At 37.5% G+C, this 19,592-nt stretch carries 18 protein-coding genes; 9 read left to right on the plus strand and 9 right to left on the minus strand.

Going from position 1 to position 19,592, the window contains the following annotated elements; translation table 11 throughout:
• Window positions 1–115 precede the first annotated feature (115 nt).
• Window positions 116–1,636, minus strand: a complete 1,521-nt coding sequence (exaC, locus tag ACFQIC_RS11520) for an acetaldehyde dehydrogenase ExaC (protein WP_204710291.1) — start codon at window positions 1,634–1,636, stop codon at window positions 116–118.
• 220 nt (window positions 1,637–1,856) lie between these two features.
• Between exaC and ACFQIC_RS11525 the strand changes: the two genes are divergently transcribed.
• Window positions 1,857–2,732 (plus strand): 5'-3' exonuclease, encoded by an 876-nt coding sequence (locus ACFQIC_RS11525; RefSeq protein WP_204710292.1) that lies wholly within the window; start codon window positions 1,857–1,859, stop codon window positions 2,730–2,732.
• Window positions 2,733–3,028: 296 nt separating this feature from the next.
• Here ACFQIC_RS11525 and ACFQIC_RS11530 read toward each other — a convergent pair whose 3' ends face one another.
• The 4 genes from ACFQIC_RS11530 to ACFQIC_RS11545 form a co-directional block, all read right to left on the minus strand.
• Entirely contained in the window at window positions 3,029–4,291 is a 1,263-nt protein-coding gene (locus ACFQIC_RS11530) for a helix-turn-helix transcriptional regulator (protein WP_204710293.1), read from the minus strand.
• Between the two features lie 184 nt (window positions 4,292–4,475).
• Window positions 4,476–5,108 (minus strand): SDR family oxidoreductase, encoded by a 633-nt coding sequence (locus ACFQIC_RS11535; RefSeq protein WP_204710294.1) that lies wholly within the window; start codon window positions 5,106–5,108, stop codon window positions 4,476–4,478.
• Between the two features lie 73 nt (window positions 5,109–5,181).
• Window positions 5,182–6,126: a PD-(D/E)XK nuclease family protein gene (locus ACFQIC_RS11540; RefSeq protein WP_204710295.1), complete on the minus strand. Its 945-nt coding sequence runs from the start codon at window positions 6,124–6,126 to the stop codon at window positions 5,182–5,184.
• Window positions 6,127–6,140: 14 nt separating this feature from the next.
• Window positions 6,141–6,449, minus strand: coding sequence for an MGMT family protein (locus ACFQIC_RS11545; RefSeq protein ID WP_204710296.1), 309 nt, complete (start codon window positions 6,447–6,449; stop codon window positions 6,141–6,143).
• 92 nt (window positions 6,450–6,541) lie between these two features.
• On the opposite strand from ACFQIC_RS11545, the gene thiD reads away from it, so the two are divergent.
• The 3 genes from thiD (at window position 6,542) to ACFQIC_RS11560 (ending at window position 8,097) form a co-directional block, all read left to right on the plus strand.
• Window positions 6,542–7,345 (plus strand): bifunctional hydroxymethylpyrimidine kinase/phosphomethylpyrimidine kinase, encoded by an 804-nt coding sequence (gene thiD / locus ACFQIC_RS11550; protein WP_204710298.1) that lies wholly within the window; start codon window positions 6,542–6,544, stop codon window positions 7,343–7,345.
• A 115-nt stretch (window positions 7,346–7,460) separates the two neighbouring features.
• Window positions 7,461–7,619: a hypothetical protein gene (locus ACFQIC_RS11555; protein ID WP_204710300.1), complete on the plus strand. Its 159-nt coding sequence runs from the start codon at window positions 7,461–7,463 to the stop codon at window positions 7,617–7,619.
• Between the two features lie 22 nt (window positions 7,620–7,641).
• A complete protein-coding gene (locus ACFQIC_RS11560; RefSeq protein WP_204710302.1) occupies window positions 7,642–8,097 on the plus strand; it encodes a YrvL family regulatory protein in 456 nt (151 codons plus the stop codon).
• 18 nt (window positions 8,098–8,115) lie between these two features.
• Here the strand turns inward: ACFQIC_RS11560 and trhO are convergent, their stop codons facing one another.
• The 3 genes from trhO to ACFQIC_RS11575 all read right to left on the minus strand — a co-directional run bounded on the left by trhO (window position 8,116) and on the right by ACFQIC_RS11575 (window position 10,999).
• A complete protein-coding gene (gene trhO / locus ACFQIC_RS11565; protein WP_204710303.1) occupies window positions 8,116–9,057 on the minus strand; it encodes an oxygen-dependent tRNA uridine(34) hydroxylase TrhO in 942 nt (313 codons plus the stop codon).
• A gap of 146 nt (window positions 9,058–9,203) precedes the next feature.
• The gene (locus ACFQIC_RS11570; protein ID WP_204710304.1) at window positions 9,204–9,752 is read right to left on the minus strand and encodes a cysteine hydrolase family protein; all 549 of its coding nucleotides are present in this window, start codon (window positions 9,750–9,752) and stop codon (window positions 9,204–9,206) included.
• 77 nt (window positions 9,753–9,829) lie between these two features.
• A complete protein-coding gene (locus ACFQIC_RS11575; RefSeq protein ID WP_204710305.1) occupies window positions 9,830–10,999 on the minus strand; it encodes an MFS transporter in 1,170 nt (389 codons plus the stop codon).
• A gap of 475 nt (window positions 11,000–11,474) precedes the next feature.
• Between ACFQIC_RS11575 and treP the strand changes: the two genes are divergently transcribed.
• From treP to ACFQIC_RS11600, 5 genes are all read left to right on the plus strand, one after another.
• A complete protein-coding gene (gene treP / locus ACFQIC_RS11580; protein WP_204710306.1) occupies window positions 11,475–12,884 on the plus strand; it encodes a PTS system trehalose-specific EIIBC component in 1,410 nt (469 codons plus the stop codon).
• Window positions 12,885–12,914: 30 nt separating this feature from the next.
• The gene (gene treC, locus ACFQIC_RS11585) at window positions 12,915–14,600 is read left to right on the plus strand and encodes an alpha,alpha-phosphotrehalase (RefSeq protein ID WP_204710307.1); all 1,686 of its coding nucleotides are present in this window, start codon (window positions 12,915–12,917) and stop codon (window positions 14,598–14,600) included.
• Between the two features lie 24 nt (window positions 14,601–14,624).
• Window positions 14,625–15,338 (plus strand): trehalose operon repressor, encoded by a 714-nt coding sequence (gene treR, locus ACFQIC_RS11590; protein ID WP_204710308.1) that lies wholly within the window; start codon window positions 14,625–14,627, stop codon window positions 15,336–15,338.
• Between the two features lie 394 nt (window positions 15,339–15,732).
• A complete protein-coding gene (locus ACFQIC_RS11595) occupies window positions 15,733–16,236 on the plus strand; it encodes a DUF6933 domain-containing protein (protein WP_204710309.1) in 504 nt (167 codons plus the stop codon).
• 224 nt (window positions 16,237–16,460) lie between these two features.
• Window positions 16,461–17,867, plus strand: coding sequence for an MBL fold metallo-hydrolase (locus ACFQIC_RS11600; protein ID WP_204710311.1), 1,407 nt, complete (start codon window positions 16,461–16,463; stop codon window positions 17,865–17,867).
• 266 nt (window positions 17,868–18,133) lie between these two features.
• Here ACFQIC_RS11600 and ACFQIC_RS11605 read toward each other — a convergent pair whose 3' ends face one another.
• Window positions 18,134–19,414, minus strand: coding sequence for a helix-turn-helix domain-containing protein (locus ACFQIC_RS11605; protein ID WP_204710313.1), 1,281 nt, complete (start codon window positions 19,412–19,414; stop codon window positions 18,134–18,136).
• Window positions 19,415–19,592 lie beyond the last annotated feature (178 nt).

The raw sequence follows: 19,592 nt of genomic DNA on the forward strand, positions 1-19,592 counted from the left end.
TACGGCACCCAGACACTCGAGTCATAAGCAATCTACCTACGTGAAGACAGTACACTTCACTTCGACATTTTGCTTATGCTAGTCGTGTCTACCAGGGTGACTCCGCATTTCAACCTTAAAAGAATCCTAGTTTTTGTGGGCTGTAGCTTACGAGTAGGTTTTTGGTTTGCTGGTAGTGATCGAGCATCATTTTGTGATTCTCACGTCCGACTCCGGACATCTTATAACCCCCGAAGGCTGCGTGTGCTGGATAGGCGTGATAACAATTTGTCCACACGCGCCCTGCTTGGATGCCGCGTCCGAATCGATAAGCAGTGTTCATATCACGAGTCCAAACACCTGCACCTAATCCGTATAGTGTATCGTTTGCGATTTCCATTGCTTCTTCGTCGTCCTTAAAGGTTGTTACAGATAGAACCGGACCAAAGATTTCTTCTTGGAATACTCTCATTTGGTTATTACCTTTAAACATGGTTGGCTGGACATAGTATCCATCAGCTAATTCTCCATCCATTTGATTGCGCTCGCCACCAATCAGGCATTCTGCTCCTTCTTCTTTACCAATATTTAGATAGGAAAGAATCTTATCAAGTTGCTCAGAGGAGGCTTGAGCACCCATCATCACTTCAGGATCTAGTGGATTTCCTGTTTTTATCGCTTTGACTCGTTCAATAACTTTTTCCATGAATTTATCATAAATTGATTCATGAATAAGAGCTCTAGATGGACATGTACATACTTCTCCTTGGTTTAAAGCGAACATAACCATTCCCTCAATAGTTTTATCTAAGAAGTCATCATCCTCGTTCATTACGTCTTTAAAGAAAATATTAGGTGATTTCCCGCCAAGCTCAAGAGTAACAGGTATAATATTTTGTGATGCATATTGCATAATTAGCCTACCTGTTGTAGTTTCTCCTGTGAAGGCGACTTTATTAATTCGGGGATTTTGTGCGAGTGGCTTACCAGCTTCTAATCCAAAGCCATTCACTATATTTAAAACACCTGCTGGTAGTAAATCTTCAATCATTTCTAGTAAGTATAATAAGGAAGCGGGTGTTTGTTCTGCCGGTTTTAAAACGACTGCATTTCCTGCTGCTAAAGCAGGTGCTATTTTCCAAGTTGCCATAAGGATAGGGAAGTTCCAAGGAATAATTTGTCCAACAACTCCAAGAGGTTCCTTAAAGTTATAGGCAACCGTATCATTGTCTATTTCACCTATTGACCCCTCTTCGGAACGAATGACAGATGCGAAGTAGCGGAAATGGTCAATTGCCAAAGGAATGTCTGCATTTAATGTCTCACGAACAGCCTTGCCATTTTCCCATGTCTCGGCTACAGCTAAATTTTCTAGGTTTTCTTCCATACGATCGGCGATCTTATTTAAAATGCGGGAACGTTGGGTCACTGAAGTTTTACCCCATGAGTCTTTTGCTTTATGAGCAGCATCGACGGCAAGTTCAATATCCTCTTCCGTGGATCGAGCTACTTGGCAAAAGTTTTTTCCTGTCACTGGGGAGACATTATCAAAGTATTGTCCTTTAGCAGGAGCTGTCCATTTTCCACCGATGAAATTATCGTAACGTTCTTTAAACTGTACAATCGAACCTTCTGTGTTTGGAAATGCATAAACCATCTGATTAATTCCTCCCGTTATTATCTCATTTTAGTGCAACCGCTTACAAAAAACTTCATGCAAAAGATTGCGCTTAACTTGAAATTATCATTGTATCTGAATTTTGTCAATTATTAGACAATGATAAGGCATATAATCAGATTAAATTTCATAAGTGGACTCACAACCCTTAACCCTTTTGATATAATAGACACATCTTTAATGTAAAAGGGGAACAAGGATGACAACGACTAACCGAATTATGCTAGTAGATGGAATGGCTTTGCTCTTTAGAGCGTTTTATGCAACCGCCATGAGCAATTATTATATGATTAATAGTAAAGGGATGCCAACAAATGGTGTTTATGGAATGCTGAAACATTTATTTACGGCCATCGATACGTATCAACCTACACATGTAATCTGTTGTTGGGATATGGGTAGCAAAACTTTTAGGAATGAGCTTTTCGAAAATTATAAAGCCAATCGAAATGCTCCTCCTGAAGAGTTGATTCCTCAATTTGATCTAGCTAAAGAAGTTGTGGAAACTTTAGGAATACCAAATATAGGCACTGTAGGTTATGAAGCTGATGACTGTATGGGTACTTTAAGTCGAATGTATAGCGAGCATTCTCAAGTGTTTATCTTAACAGGGGACCAAGATATGCTTCAGCTCTTGCAACCTAATATATCTGTTGTTTTATTGAAAAAAGGTTACGGCAATTATAATGAATATCGAGAAGAATCTTTTTATGATGAAAAGGGAATTACTCCTCGACAAATGATTGATTTGAAAGCATTAATGGGGGATAGTAGTGATAATTATCCTGGTGTTAGAGGGATTGGAGAAAAGACTGCACTGAAACTCTTAATGGAGCATGAAACCATCGAGGGAATTCTTGAGAACCTCGATCAATTAACTAAGGGGCAGCGCTCGAAAATTGAGCAAGATTTAGAAATGCTTCACCTATCTAGGAAACTTGCAAGAATTGATTGTGAAGCGGATGTGGATTGCTCACTTGAGGATGCTCTGTTTTTAATCGATGAAGCACGGATGGCTAGTAAATTTGAAGAACTAGAATTTAAAAATTGGCAGAAGAACCTTATAAGTTTTTAAAAGTCGTGGTACGTCAACAGTCCAATTAGACATAATTGGACTGTTGATTTTTTTATTTAACAAGGTTTATAGATAAATAAAAGGCAAATTAGAACCAAAGAAAGAAATGTTTCACTTTCCGCGGATGAAAAGCGCTATTTCCCTGATCAACCTCTTATCATATCGATGATGGAATAACCAAACGTCTATGCTTAGTTATTCATTATGTTACCTAATATTTTTTACTCTACAACCGAACCTGTTAACTTATGAGTTCTGAGTATATTTGTTTGTCAAACAGGTTGACGAACAAATGATTAAAGCAAATCCTTTCTCTGTGTGAATTTGTAACGATTAGCTTCGATAAAAAGCATTGAACATTTTTTATACAATCTTTTTTCATAGCAAATTTCTCCGAGAAGCTCCAAATGGTTTTTGTAGTCCTTATATTCATTTAGAGTACGGAAGTCTGGAATGATTTCTTTTTCCAATTTTTCTATAAATGAATCCTGAAAGGTTGTCTCCAATAACAGATGCTTTAAAACAAAAAACTTGTGTTGGTATTTTAGCTCGTCTTGTTTTACAGCCTCCCTTTCCCCTTTATTGATGTATTTCCAACTTGAATCTTGATTATCTCTCCGATAATGGGTTTGGGCAAGTAAGTATAGAGTACTGACAGAGGAAACATTATGTTCTTCCTTCAGTTGTAGAGCCTCGTTTAAGTAATGAAGAGCTTGATCATAGCTTTCCTCTTGAAAATAAATATAGCCTAAATTGTGATATATTTTTCCGTTTTCAATCGGGCTTAATTTTTCTTTTGATCCTTTCAAGAGGTTGAAGAATAGCCTCTCAGCAACTTGGTGGAGGCCTAAATAATTATAGTTGATGGCCAGCATCATGTGGCAATCTGTAATTCTAGAATAGTTAAGCGATTTCTGATAACCCTCAAGAGCCATATCTGCATAGTAGTTCGATTCTACGAACATTTGAAGACGCGTATACGCTAAGGAAAAATGATAGTAAAGTTCACTATCGATAGTCGGAAGTTTTCCCATCATCTCTTCTGCTAGTTTAAAGTGTGTGGTTGCTTTCTTATAATCATAATTTAAGAAATGGTGGATCCCGATTGTTTTATAATAAAGGAAGCGATATTCATAAGAAGATTGGGATAACACATCATGGAGTTCCTTAGAAGTCTTTTTAGGTAGAGGCATTTTATTGATGGTCAGTTCATACCTTGAATGGACTATTTTATATAAGTTCGACAATTCAATATTATGATTCGTATTTAATAACTTTTGGCACTTTTTATATAATTCCTTCATGAGAGGGAAGTCCTTAAGTTGAATGGTCTCATGCCACTTCATTAATTGAGTATAAATTTTTTCGTCGAAATCTTCATTTAAATTCTCTAAGCGGATGTTTAATCTTTTACCTAAAAGACGATAAATTTCATCGCTGGCATTGATGGTATTATGTTCAATTTTACTTAAGTAAGACACGGAACATATACCTGAAGACAAGTCTTCTAATGTTAAATTCTTGAACTTACGGTGCTGCTTAATTAATTGACCTTTCAAAATTGTCACCTCTTCATCATACAAATAAAGTATATTAATTATATCAAAATATCTATACTAGTAGTACGAAATTGGGTAATTTGTCATATTTTTCTTGGTAGCGTTAAGGTATGTGATACTCAATTTAATGATTACATAAAAAGTGTCGGTAAGATTTAAACTCTTACCGACATTTCAAAAAATATTATAAACTTTTTAGAGCATCCTCAATTTGGGTTTCCCCAGAAACCATTTCAAATGTTTTATGATAGGCATTCGGTTCTTGAAGTGCTGAAATCATTGTTTTCGCAACATCTGCTCTTGAGATAGAATCACGCTCTACTTTTTTACCAACTTTTATTTTACTATTACTATCTTCGTTGGTTAGACCGCCGGGACGGACAATTGTATAATCTAACTCAGTACCTTGTAAGTACTCATCCGCTTCAAGTTTCATTCTCAGGTAATGCTCCATGGGACCTGAACCTTGGCTTGGATCATCGGCTGAAATCGCACTAAGCATAATGAATTTCTTAATACCAAGGTTTTCTGTTGCTTTAATTAGATTAATAGCTCCATCACGATCTACTATTGTTGTTTGATCAGAACCTGTACTTGAACCGGATCCAGCTGCGAACATTACGGCATCCATCCCTTTTACAGCGTGACCAACATCTTTTGTAAGGTCAGCTAATACGGGTATGCCTCCTAGACTTTCAATCACACTTTTCTGATCCTCTTTACGAACCATGCCATACGCTTCATGTCCATCTTCTTTTAAATATTGTATAAGCAAACGTCCAGTTGTACCATTTGCTCCTGCTACGAGTACTTTCATAAGTCAAAAATCTCCCTTCGTTGAAATCCTTATCCACAGTATAATGTAGCCGATTAATCGGAAGGCTAAACATTTAGAGAGTGGAAGGGAAGCATAATTCCTGATAATTGCAGCGAGCACATACACGAGGATCCTCTTGCATAGGGAAATACTCAATCGGCTTGGGTGCATTTTTATTAGAGTCTTCTAGATAAGATTGCATTTGTTCCATACTAATACTATAGAGGCGCTGAACGTTGATCAAGTCATATTCAGTTAGCTTATATTCCACGTGTGTAGCGTCTAGTAAATATTCGTTACGAATGATGATATCATCAAGTGATTCAATATTGTGTTTCTGTTGTAAATACAAAGCATAAAGAGCAAGTTGATTTCGATCCTCATCTGATGATTTACCTGTTTTCCAGTCTACAATCACCCATTTGTTATTAAGTAAATCTTTATAGACTAAATCCATGACAATGAAGATTTTCACACCATCAACTTTCATAAAACGAAATTTTTCTGACTCCATAAATTGCATATCCCGTTTGTTCAGTACATCAGCAAAGGACTGACTGGCGAAAAAATTTTTCACTGTAGTATGGAGACGATTTGTGATTTTTTCGATTTTTCCTTTAGGAAGTGTATTCGTCTGGCTATAGTAGATTTCATGAAGCATCGTGTAGTGTTTAGGGCGATGCTGCCATAGGTGTTCTTTTTTTGTTGATTCTGTAAAACCACGGTTTAAATGGTGACGAATCTCATCAACTATTGTTTCTTCACTAGGTATCTCTTGATTATTGAGTACTTGCTGAATAATTTGATAGATTAAATCATGAACAATACTACCAAAGTGCATTTCTAAATTGGTGATCTTTTTTAGGCGATACGCTTGTTTTGCTAATGAATCTGCGTTCTTTAACCAACCGTTATGAGACGTATAATAATCATAAGCGTATTTTCTTAAACAGGTCAGCATCGTTTTATGCCGCGATAATGACCATGACAATTCAGGATAATCTCTCACTTCAAACATGTAGCTATATCACCTTAACTTTCCTTCTCGTACTGAAATTGATTTAGGCTTATTCTTCCGTTAATAACAACAATACCCTCGCTTTCAAGAGACATCTGTTGTTCATAGGCTGCTTCCTCATTCTTCAAAGCAATTTCTCCCTTTGCATTGATCACACGATGCCAAGGAAGTCCGTATTTCCTGCTCATTGAATGCAACACCCGAGCGACCTGTCTCGCAGCACGTGGACTACCGGCAGCACGAGCTACTTGTCCATAGGTCATGACCCGTCCTTCAGGAATAGAACGAATCACTTCCAACACATCTTCGGTAAAAGGTTTCAACTTCAAACGCTCCTTTTCCGCTTCAAGAATAGCCTAAGTATAACAAAATTTGATACAATTCAGCTAACCCCAATGAGAACGGAGATTTTCCTATGAGTATACCACGAGCTTTAACCATTGCTGGTTCTGCTGCACAAGGAAGTGCAGGTATCCAGGCTGACCTTAAAACCTTTCAAGAACTAGACGTTTACGGAATGAGTGCCATTACCGCGATCGTCGCGAATAACTCAACAACCGATCAAGGTATCTTTACACAACCCCTGGAGGCGATAGAAGCTCAAATACACGCAGCATTTGAACATGTAGGACCAGACGCCCTCAAAACCGGCATGCTTTTTACAGAGGATATCATTCAATTAACAAGCGAGCTCATACAATCTTCTGGAATAAAAAAGGTAGTAGTCGACCCAGTTATGATTGGGAAAATGGGATCACAGCTTCTCCGGGATGAGGCAATTGAAACGCTAATTAAATACCTGCTGCCAGCTGCAACGATAATCACCCCCAATTTAGAAGAAACGGCGCGTATACTAGACGCGCCTGTCCCTGATTCACCTGAAGCCATGGAGAAAGCCGCCCGAGAACTTCATCAGCTAGGCCCTCAGTATGTATTAATAAAAGGTGGATCTCTTCAAGATCATGCTGCAATAGATATCCTATTTGATGGAGAGAAGATCACGAAATTTGAATCAGCTCGTGTTCCAACCATTCATACGAGTGGAGCAGGATGTACGTATTCAGCAGCTATTACAGCTGAGTTGGCTAGAGGCAAGTCTGTAGAAGTAGCCATTCAACAAGCGAAGGCATTCGTGACGCTGGCCATTCAACACGCTCTTTCTTTTGATAGAGGAATTGGCTCGACTAATCACGCTGCTTATCGGAAATATAGTGAGTAGGGGAGAAGGTTTTTGAAAAATAATCATTTGTTTTAATTTGGTCAAAAATTAATAAGGTAAATCAAACGCACCAATTGTTGTTCTCTATATTGATGCAGTTGTGGCTGCACATTAATTGAAATGGAAGGAACAACAACACCTAAAGCGGGCAGTTAAAGAATTAAATGTTCCGGTTGGATATGGAATTGCAGAACAATCAAGTATCGATATAAAGAATAAACAACTCACAACTATAGAAGGCTATGTACAGTTAGAAAACTACACGACTTCATAATCCGAGTGGAAGGGAGACTGTTATGTCGAAAAAGAAGCCATTCAACGAATTAGATATAAAAACAAGGGTCATATTCATTACAAGTCTTTCCTTTATTATTCTTTTTGGGATAACCGTTGTTTTGGTAGGGTTCTTTTTAGGGATGGTAGGTTTCTTTCAAGTGACAGGAGTTACTTATGCTTCGAAGCAATCTCTACTGCTTTTCGGCACTTTGGTTTTTTTAATCGGTTTTATATTTGAAGTATTTGGTAAGATTGTCACCTCATATAGTTTGAAATTTCAATTAAAGAGCTCAGCATATCTAAAAGTGAAAATCGCTATTGAATTCCTGTTCGCATGGTTTGCCGTTTATGCCGTTAATAAAGTAGTTGCAAGTGTTTCCATGCCTTTGTGGTCACAAGGAGTGTTCGCGTTATTACTCATTGCGGTTGATTACGCTTTTGACGATCGCCAACTAAAAAAACAAAAACTCGCTTAAATGTAAGCGAGTTTTGCTCTAACCAGAAATACGGTCATATTTGTCGATTTGCTTCTGACGTTCTGCATCCCAACGATTTTCGGGATGTTCTTTACACTCTGTTGTACAGGCTGCATGTTGTTCAATTTCACAATCTTCACAGCAAATATACTGACGGTTACACACTGGATTACTGCAGTTGATCATGCGATCTTCTGCTTTTCTGCAATGTTCACACTCAGCAACTACATTTTCTTCTACCTGATTAACCGGTACAGCGATCCGCTCATCGAATACATACATTTTTCCATCAAAAAGCTGGCCTTTAACCTCAGGATCCTTGCCATACGTTGTGATACCACCTTCTAACTGGTACACATCTTCAACGCCGTTTTTCTTAAGAACGCCGGTGAGTTTCTCACAACGGATACCTCCTGTGCAGTAGGTGATCACTTTTTTGTCTTTCCATTGATCGGCATTTTCAGCGATCCATTCTGGAAACTCGCGGGAGTGATCGACACCGGGGCGAATCGCATTGCGGAAGTGACCGATACGATATTCGTATTCATTTCTTCCATCAATAACGACTGTATCTTCATCTTTGAGCATTTCGTAAAATTCTTTTGGCTTCAAGTGTTTGCCACCAAATGATTTAGGATCTATATCATCATCCTCAATACCCCAGTTAACAAGTTCTGGTTTCACGCGGCAGTGCATTTTCTTAAAGGCATGCCCTTCGTGTTCGTCGATTTTAAAGTGAATATCTGCAAAACGTTCATCGGAACGCACATAGTTCATATATTGCTCGACCTGTTCAACCGTTCCAGAAACTGTCCCATTGATACCTTCAGGAGCTACAATGATACGACCACGCAAATCGAGATCTTTACAGAATTTTAGATGGTCATCGCAATATTCTTGATAATCAGGTAGATCTACATATTTGTAGTACAACAGAACTCGGTAATCTTTTGAGCTCATGGTGATTCCTCCTATATATGTTGCTAATTACTATTAAAATTCACAACTGTCCATATCCCATAATATTCGATTTACGCAATAAATTCAAATGGAATTTTATAGATGCAAAGTAAAACACCGTTTTAAATCAACAGTGTACAAGAAAGTTATTTAACAGTAGCTCCCAGGACAGATTCAAAATGCCCAAGCGCCCAATCATGACCTGTTTGATTAAAACTGGCTACCGCATTTCTGTGAATTGTAATCGCATATCCAAGGTTATAGGCATCAACTGCTGTGTGAAGAACACAAATATCCGTACATACACCAACGAGGTGAAGTTCTGCAATCCCTCTATCACGTAATTTGATATCTAAATCGGTCCCGCAAAAAGCACTATATCTTGTTTTATCCATGTAAAATACATGATCTTCATGTTGGTGGTTTTCATAAACATCACTTATTTTTCCGTAAAGATTACGGCCTTCTGTTCCTCGTAAATTATGCGGTGGGAATAGTTGAGTTTCAGGGTGGTAAGAATCATCCTTCTCGTGAACATCAACAGCAAAAATCACAACCTCATCCTTTGAAATAAATTCCTCTGACTGACTAATAATATTATCTTCAATACTTTGCCCTGGTTCTCCACAAGTTAAAGCTCCTTCTGATGCAACAAAATCATTCGTGTAATCGATGACTACTAATGCACGTTTCATATCGTAAGCCCCCTATGGACATGTGTATATACACATATTCTAACATAAGGAGTAGAGGATTAAACAGAATGAGTATCCTAGAGTGATGAAGAATTTTTTTGTGAAGCCATGAGTAATACCGCACCGCATAAAATGAGCAGTGTACTTGTAACGAAAAATACAGAGGAAAATCCGTATAACCCAGAAAGCATTCCGCCCATAGCAGGACCTATAATATTGCCAAGAAAACGCAAACTTGTGTTATAACCGAGGACTTCTCCTTGCATAGCAATCGGTGCTTCTTGACGAATATAGGCTGTACGTACAGGTATAATCCCGCCAATGGAAATACCGAGTAAGAAACGCAAGAGGACCAGCTGCCAAATATTTGTAACAAAAGCGGCTGGAAAATAAACGACACCCGCCATAAATAAGAGGAAAATCAATATTTTAATATAACCTATACGATCAGCGAGAGATCCCCACCGTCGGGCCATAAGTAAATTACCAAGACCAGCAGCAGAAAAAGCGATCCCTGAGAATAATGCTAAATTTTCAGGACCGTGTAAATCTTCTACATATAGCGATAATATTGGTTGGATACTAAAATGGGCGACTTGTACAAATAAGGAAATCAACATGACTACAAATAAGACCGGGTTTTTAATAATATGAACAAAAACTTCCTTAGTAGTATAGCTTGTCTTTTCATTTTCATCTTCTGTTTCAATTTGCTGCTCGTGAATACCAAAGAAAACTATAAAAGCTGAGACGAATACGAAGATTGAAACAAACTGAAAAGTCGTTCCATAACCAATGGCATCTGCGATAACTCCTCCAATCAATGGCCCGAGTAAAGCCCCTGTTATACTCCCGGTCTGAAGAGTACCGAGTACTTGTCCAGCAATACTTCTGGGAGTTTGGGTCGAAATTAAAGCCTGAGACATAGGGATGAAACCAGTGAAGATTCCCATAAATAATCTTAATAAAAATAACTGCCATACAGTAGTAACAAATCCCATTAACAAAACAGATAAGGCCAGGCCGGTAGCAGAGATGATGAGAATATTTTTTCTGCCATATCGATCGCCAATTCGACCCCAGATAGGGGAACAAATAAAAGCTGTGACAAAAGTGATTCCAAAAACCCACCCTGACCAAGTTTGTACAAAAGACTTTGAAAAATTTCCTAATTCATCAATATATAAAGACAAAAATGGCAAAACCATTGTAATACTACCCGCAATAAAAAAATTAGCGAACCACATAATCCAAACATTTCGTCTGGATCGTTGTTCCTGTGTGAGGATAACAAATCCCTTCTTCCATAATTATTTCGGTACACTAAACGTTATTTATACCATAGGAGAGAAAATATATAAAGAATATAAAATTGATTAAAAGCACTAATTCTAGGGATCTATAATAAACTACTAAACTCTTTTATAAAAACGCTTGCAAAACATGTATATACAAATTATAATCATAACTAGATCTTGTATATACACGTTATGTAAGCGGTTAAAGGGGATGCCGTTGTTTGAAAGATAGTAAGACATAAATTGTAGGGTGAGGATCAATTGTTGATAAAAACCTAGTAAAAGAAAAGACTAAGACTTCAGTCACACTAACGACCCATTATTAGCGTGGTGACTTTAAAACTAGGGTGTTCTAAAGAAGGACAAGCAAGTCTGGTCAACTAGGTAATTAAAGTTCATAACTAATAATTTAGGAGGGGAAATAATGGATCATAAAAAACAAGCCGAACAGATTTTAGAGGCAATCGGTGGAAAAGAAAATATTTCCGCCGCCACACACTGCGTAACTCGACTTCGTTTAGCATTAAACGACGAGGAAATCGTTGATGATAAGAAGCTTAACGACATTGATGCAGTAAAAGGGTCGTTCTCAACCAATGGTCAGTTCCAAATTGTTGTTGGACAAGGAACAGTTGATAAAGTATATAAAGAATTAGTCGCTCTTGCTGATATTGGGGAGTCTTCTAAAGATGAAGTGAAGGAAGCTTCTAAAGAAAAAATGAATCCATTGCAACGAGGAATTAAAACGTTAGCTGATATTTTCATTCCGATTTTGCCGGCAATTGTTACAGCAGGTTTATTGCTTGGTATTAATAACATCTTAACGGCGCAAGGAATATTTTGGGACGAACAGTCCGTCATCGACGTTTACCCACAGTGGGCTGACATAGCCAATATGATTATAATTATAGCCAACACCGCCTTCACCTTCTTACCTGGGTTAATTGGTTGGTCGGCAGTTAAGAAATTTGGGGGTAGTCCGATACTTGGTATTGTCATAGGTCTTATATTAGTTCATCCCGAATTATTAAATGCATGGGACTACGGAAATGCTGTAGAAGAAGGACGTGTACCAACTTGGAATTTATTTGGTTGGGAAATTGAAAAAATTGGTTATCAAGGACAAGTGTTGCCCGTCCTGGTCGCTTCTTATGTACTAACAAAAATTGAGTTATTTATGAGGAAAAGAACCCCTGATAGCGTTCAGTTGCTCGTTGTTGGACCTGTTGCGTTGTTAGTTACTGGTTTCTTAACATTTATGTTTATCGGTCCAGTTACATTTGGTATTGGAAACTTTATTACAGACGGACTTGTAACAATTTTTGATAGTTTTGCAACACTCGGTGGATTGATTTATGGAGGTCTTTACGGTGTCTTAGTTATTACTGGTATGCACCATACATTCCTTGCAGTTGATATTCAGTTAATCGGTAGTACAGGGACTACATTCTTATGGCCGATGCTAGCACTTTCTAATATAGCTCAAGGTTCTGCAGCATTTGCTATTATGCTTGCTACAAAAGATGAGAAGATAAAAGGTCTTGGGTTGTCTTCTGGGGTTTCAGCTTACCTTGGGATTACTGAACCAGCTTTATTCGGAGTTAACTTACGGTTTAAGTATCCATTTATTATTGCTATTAGTTCATCAGCCATTGCAGGACTTTATATTTCTGCCCAAGGCGTACTAGCGAATTCTATTGGTGTAGGTGGAGTGCCAGGAATATTCTCCATTGTCTCCGATTACTGGTTAGATTTTACGATTGGTATGTTGATCGTTATTATTGTTCCGCTAGTGGTTACTTACCTGTATGCAAAGCGCAAACGTGATGTGTAAAATCTCAAAAGGAATCGGAGGGAGCTTAATATGACCGAACAACCTTGGTGGAAAAAGGCAGTCGTCTATCAGATTTATCCTAAAAGCTTTAATGATACATCAGGAAATGGTGTAGGCGATATCCAAGGGATTATTGAAAAACTAGACTATTTAAATACACTCGGGGTCGACGTTCTTTGGCTGACTCCGATGTATAAATCCCCTCAAAATGATAATGGATATGACATTAGTGATTATTATGGTATTCATGATGAATACGGCACGATGCAAGACTTTGAACGTCTACTTGATGAAACACACAAACGTGGTATGAAGCTAATTATGGATATCGTCGTCAATCATACCTCAACCGAGCACGAATGGTTTCAAGAGTCAAAAAAGTCAAAAGATAATCCTTACCGAGATTACTATATTTGGAAAGAACCTATTAGTGGAGGGCCTCCATCCAATTGGCAGTCTAAGTTTGGCGGGAATGCCTGGAAGTATGATGAGACAACTGGTCAATATTACTTACATTTATTCGATGTCACACAAGCTGATCTCAATTGGGAAAACGAAGAGGTACGCGGAAAAATTTACGAAATGATGCGTTTCTGGGGAGAAAAAGGTGTAGATGGTTTTCGACTAGATGTTATTAACCTAATTTCTAAAGATAAAAGTTTTCCTAACGACGACGGAACTGTTGCTCCTGGAGACGGGCGAAAATTTTACACGGATGGCCCGAAAGTTCATGAATATATGAAGGAAATGAATCGTGAAGTATTTGAACCTTATGACTTGATGACTGTTGGAGAAATGTCCTCTACAACCATTGATCACTGCATTCGTTATACGGCACCTGAGCGCAAAGAACTAAGCATGACATTTAATTTTCACCATTTGAAAGTTGATTATCCAAATGGAGAAAAATGGACAAAAGCACCGTTCGATTTCCAGCAATTAAAACAAATCCTTTCGACATGGCAGGAAAATATGCATAAAGGGAAAGGTTGGAATGCGCTTTTCTGGTGTAACCACGATCAACCTCGAGTTCTATCAAGGTTTGGGGATGATGAACGCTATCCAGAAAAGTCAGGGAAAATGCTCGCAACAACCATTCATATGATGCAAGGAACCCCTTATATTTATCAAGGGGAAGAGTTTGGAATGACCAATCCTAAATTTGAGTCAATGGATCAGTACCGTGACATCGAATCGCTAAATGCCTACGAGATCATGAAAGAAAAAGGTATGAATGAAACGGAAATCATGGAGATTTTGAAGCAAAAATCAAGAGATAATTCTAGAACGCCCGTACAGTGGAATGGAGAATCGCAGGCAGGCTTCACAGACGGAACCCCGTGGATACCTGTAGCCGACAATTATTACAAAGTTAACGCTGAAAAGGTAATGAAACAAGAGAACTCTATTTTCTCCCATTATCAACGGCTTATTGAGTTAAGAAAATCACATGACATCATTACTCACGGAGATTACAAGTGGATCGATCAAAACGATGAGCGGGTATTTGCATATACCAGACAGTGGGATGGAGAAATACTGCTAGTTGTCAATAACTTTTATGGAGAAGAAACGACGTTTGAACTTCCTAAACATGCTGATATTCAAGGTGAGCCAGAAGTTTTGATTAGTAATTATGAACAATCTATGACCAATTTTCGTGAATTTACATTACGTCCTTACGAGTCCGTCGTTTACCATTTTCACTCAAAGTGATAGGATAGTAGCGGTGATGAAAGCATGAAAAACAAATATCTTGTTATATATAATGATCTAGTTCAAATGATCCAGCAAGGAGAGTTTGTGTCAGGGGATACTTTACCCTCTGAACATGAGCTCTCCCAACAATTTTCCACCTCTAGAGAAACTATTCGTAAAGCCTTGAACCTTTTATCGCAGAATGGTTATATTCAAAAGGTTAGAGGGAAGGGGTCTGTTGTCTTAGACCATAATAAATTTGAGTTTCCTGTCTCAGGCCTCACAAGTTTTAAAGAAATATCAGATCAATTAGGTCAGGATTTTAAAACCGTTGTTCATGAGGTGTTTACTGAAACGGCTAATAACCAATTAAGGTCGAAGCTAAATTGCTCTAAAGACGTAAAGATTTGGAAGATCTCTCGTTCAAGGGAAATAAATGGGGAGCGAATAATTTTAGATAAAGATTTTATCCGGGAAGATATTGTCCCTGACATAACAAAATCGATAGCTGAACGATCTATTTATGATTACATTGAGAACGATTTAGGATTAGACATTAGTTTTGCTAAAAAGGAAATTGTAGTGGAATCAGTGACGGAAGAAGATAGAAGTTATCTTGATTTAAGAGACCATTCTCAGGTTGTAGTGATTCGTAGTTACGTGTACCTCGCAGATGCAACCCTTTTCCAATTTACAGAGTCTAGACATAGACCCGATAAATTTCAATTTGTGGATTTTGCCAGAAGAACCAAATAGTGAGGTGTAACAAATACCTATAAAAATTGCTCAGAGCTTTAATGCTCTGAGCAATTTTTTATATAGCTTGTTGAAGTTACGACTCCGATTGTTGGATTTGCCTTGTGGAGTTTGGGATCACGGAACAGCGAAGCGTCTATGGATCGTCTAGTTGAAATTAGTATATTATTTAATATTTTGTACTCAAAAAACCAACCCGTTCAAAAAATCATCGGTATTTTAAAATACAGTTGTTGTACATTTTAGATCAAAGAGGAATGACATAGGCTTGCTGAGAAAGAATATGTATGAAGTGAACAAACAACTGCACAATAGCTATTAATGGTTATGAGTGGGGGGATTTCGACAAAACTGTTACACTAGGGGATAATAAAAAAATAAAAGGTGGATTTGTATGTTTGTCATTGGTGCAACAGAAAAACTTAGTAAAGAGTTGAATAAGGAATTAGAAGACCCCGAAAAATATAACGAAATACCAGATATTAATAAGTGGCATGCAAATCTAATCACAATAAATAGAAGAAAATGCCTGATCATTATAAATAATGCAACGGGTATTAATTTAACGTTGTTTGGCCTTAGAAAACAACAATTTGATAATATTGAAAATGTCATAAAAGGTTCTCTGAAACAGTTGCTGCAACTTATCAAAGTAGAAGATGATATTATTAAACAATTGTTGGATGCCACTGATTCTTTTGTATATACGGAAACAGCTAACAGCCAGATACTTGACATGATGGATCAAGTGAAATTATTAGTTGAAGACTCAACAGAAGGGTTAAAGTATGAAGAAATTGATGCTGCAGAAATTAATTATATAAGCAATGCCGAACTAATGTACAATCTGATTAACAATCGTCCTATTGAATCATTACGTGAATATTTCAACCACTAAATCGTATCCCAAGGGGTACGATTTTTTTGTCGAAGTTGCCGCTTTTTATTAAATTAGATTTGCTGGAGATAATAAATTGTAGAGATTCTATGGTGATACTGTTCAATTGCCGATTTGCCTTATAAGAATCACTGCAATCTTAGAGATAGACAAAGATTTTACAAATTACCCCTAAGGGTATATAATGCTGTGTAGAAAGAATATATATTACGGAGGGATCGGTAATGTTTTTTAAATCATTTTTTGATGAAAACTTAGCTCAAATGTCGTATATGATAGGTTGTCAAAAGACAGGGGAGGCTCTTGTTATTGATCCTGCTCGGGATATCAGTCCTTATCTAGAAACAACTGAAAAAGAAGGATTTAATGTAACGAGTATTGCTGAAACGCATATCCATGCGGACTTTTTATCTGGATCACGAGAGCTTGCAAAAGAAACAGGAGGAAAGCTTTTCCTTTCAGATGAAGGGGACAACGATTGGAAATATGGATTTGCCAAAGAATACGAGCATGAATGGTTAACAGATGGTGATCAATTCTATGTGGGTAACGTTAAATTAGATGTTTTACACACTCCAGGGCATACCCCAGAGAGTTTATCATTCTTATTAACAGATGAAGGTGGCGGCTCTCATGTGCCTATGGGGATATTCACTGGCGACTTTGTATTCGTTGGGGATGTCGGTCGTCCAGACCTGCTCGAAAAAGCTGCAGGTGCATCCGGGAGTGCTAACGAAGGAGCGGAGCAAATGTTTCACTCCATTCAACGCATTAAGGAACTTCCTGATTATGTTCAACTTTGGCCTGGACATGGTGCGGGGAGTGCCTGTGGTAAATCGTTAGGAGCTGTACCTTCTTCCACCGTTGGTTATGAAAAAATAAATAATTGGGCACTTACGAGTGAGGACGAAAAACAATTTACTGAAGAATTACTTGATGGTCAACCTGAACCACCTAAATATTTTGCTATGATGAAGAAATTAAATAAGATAGGGCCGGCTTTGTTAGATGGGGATCAGGCTGTCCCTGAACTTAGAGTGGAGGACATTCAGGAGTTTACAGGCCAAGAAAATGTAATTATTGATACACGAGCTAAAGAAGAATTTGCAAGCGGCCACTTAGAGAAAACGTTGAATATACCTTTTAATAAATCATTTGCTAATTGGGCAGGCTGGCTCATTGATTATGATCAAGACATTGTTTTAATTAGTGATGAATCTGAAGTGCACAACATTCAGCAAACACTACAGTCAATTGGCTTAGACCGCCTTGTTGGATATATAAACCGTTACGAAATTGATAAAAAAGAATCATTAGAAACGTATGAAAATATAACCGCTGAACAGCTCGATCAGAAGTTTAAAAATCATAAAGACTATGTCATTGTGGATGTACGTACTCAATCAGAATGGGATGAGCAGCACATGGATGATGCACTTCACATTATGATTGGGACACTGCCTGACCGGTTAAATGAAATTCCACAAGGGAAAACACCTATAGTTCACTGCCAATCTGGCGTACGGTCAGCAATAGCAACAAGCGTCCTGCAAGCGAATGGCTATAAAGATGTATTAAATTTAACAGGAGGATTTAGTGCCTGGAAGGAATACGGTGGATCTGTTGCATAGTTCCTAAAAAAGCCTTGTTCAGAAGTTTTTCTGAACAAGGCTTTTTAAACTTTTTAATGACAAAAAAAGACCTTTGCTACTTGGGAGCAAAGGCTAATAAATTTATAGGTATAGGATTAGGGGAGGTGTTTATTAAAAAACACTAATAAATCATTAAACTTGAACTACTAAGGGCTGTGGCCAAGCATCTTCAGCACTATCATAAACTATCGGTGCAGCTGCTGAAGCAAGTAACGTAGATAAAACTAATACAGCTAAAATTTTCTTCATAAGAGTATCCCTCCTAATTGAGAATGTTTATTTAACAATTGAATTGCTAACCTTAGATAAGATGAAGACTTTTTATACATTCGCTGTTTCTCTAATAAATCAGCTAGAAACATAGAGTAGCGAATGATGTAAATATGATCTTTTTTCTCCTGAAAGTGAGGTATAACTTTGTTTTCTAAAAACTCACTTAAAGAAGGGTCATCGTTTATAATTTTTTTATAAAAAGAGAAGTGAATTTCATAAGTAAGTGATGGATATTTTGTTAATTCTTGTGCTCCCTTATGAATCCATTCTAAACATCCTTTATTATCACCTAATCTGTAATGTTCTAGAACTAGGCTATGCAAAGTGTTTAATAAAAAATCTTGTTTAAAAGTTGAGTCAAGATCATTGTACTTCAAACTAGTTATATAACTCTCAATGGCTGTTTTGTGATTCATTAAACGCGATTCTAAAGTACCGATGTTGATATACACTAGATTCAATTGATTACGGTTATTTGTTTGAAGAGCAATTTTTCTTGCTAAATGAAAGTTTTCCAAGGATTTAGCATAGTTCTTCAACCTGCTATAGTTAATCCCACGTACAATGTGACAATCCGCACTTTTTGATAAATCATAATGCGACTGATACATTTCTAAAGCTTGATCAGCATAAAATATAGATGCTGAGATATGGTTGGCTTGACTAGTACTCAAAGCAAGCAGATAAAATAGGTCACTAGTCTCCCAGCTTTCAATCACTATAGAAGAGCTGTAGTTTTTGGCTTCCATCAACTCTTGATAAGAATCATTAAAGTCACCTTTATAGTATTTAATGAGTCCCGTAATTAAATGGTAATAGAACTCCATTTTTTCATCAAAAGAATCTTTGTGATGTCGTAAATTTTCCCAAGTTTCATAAGCCTTCTCTACCTCACTTTCAAGAAGCAAGTAGCGAATGCGAAATAATTCAAAGAAAATATACATTTGATGATTTTCCAAAGTATTTTTTTGTTGAACAAGCTCATCTCTTAACTCTCGGGCATCTTCATGTCGCTTGAATACGATGGCTTCATACCATTCCTTCAGTTTTTCCTTAGAAGGATGGCTCAATGTAGACTCGTTAAAATCTAAGCCAAGCCGTTCGTAAAGCAATTCGAGAACCTCAACTGCAGGAACAGTCTGATCGTTTTCGATCTTAGAGAGGTAAGCTGCCGAAATGATGCCGTCTGCGAGCTGGTTTTGAGTTAATCCTTGTTTAACTCGATGAAATCGAAGCGCTTTACCATATTCCATTCTCCACACACCTAGTTGATCAACTATCGATTTGTTAGAAATTTCTTTCTTTCAAATCTATATTCAGAATACACGTTCGATGTGTTTTTTTCAACTATCTTCAAGGGTTTCCCAAGTCGGTCTTTTTTCATAGCTTAAGAGGGGTTAAAAAGAATCAACTTTCACAGGTTTATAAATA

Origin of the sequence: Halobacillus seohaensis, from assembly GCF_042663045.1 — a bacterium.
GTDB classification, from domain to species: Bacteria; Bacillota; Bacilli; order Bacillales; family Halobacillaceae; genus Halobacillus_A; species Halobacillus_A seohaensis.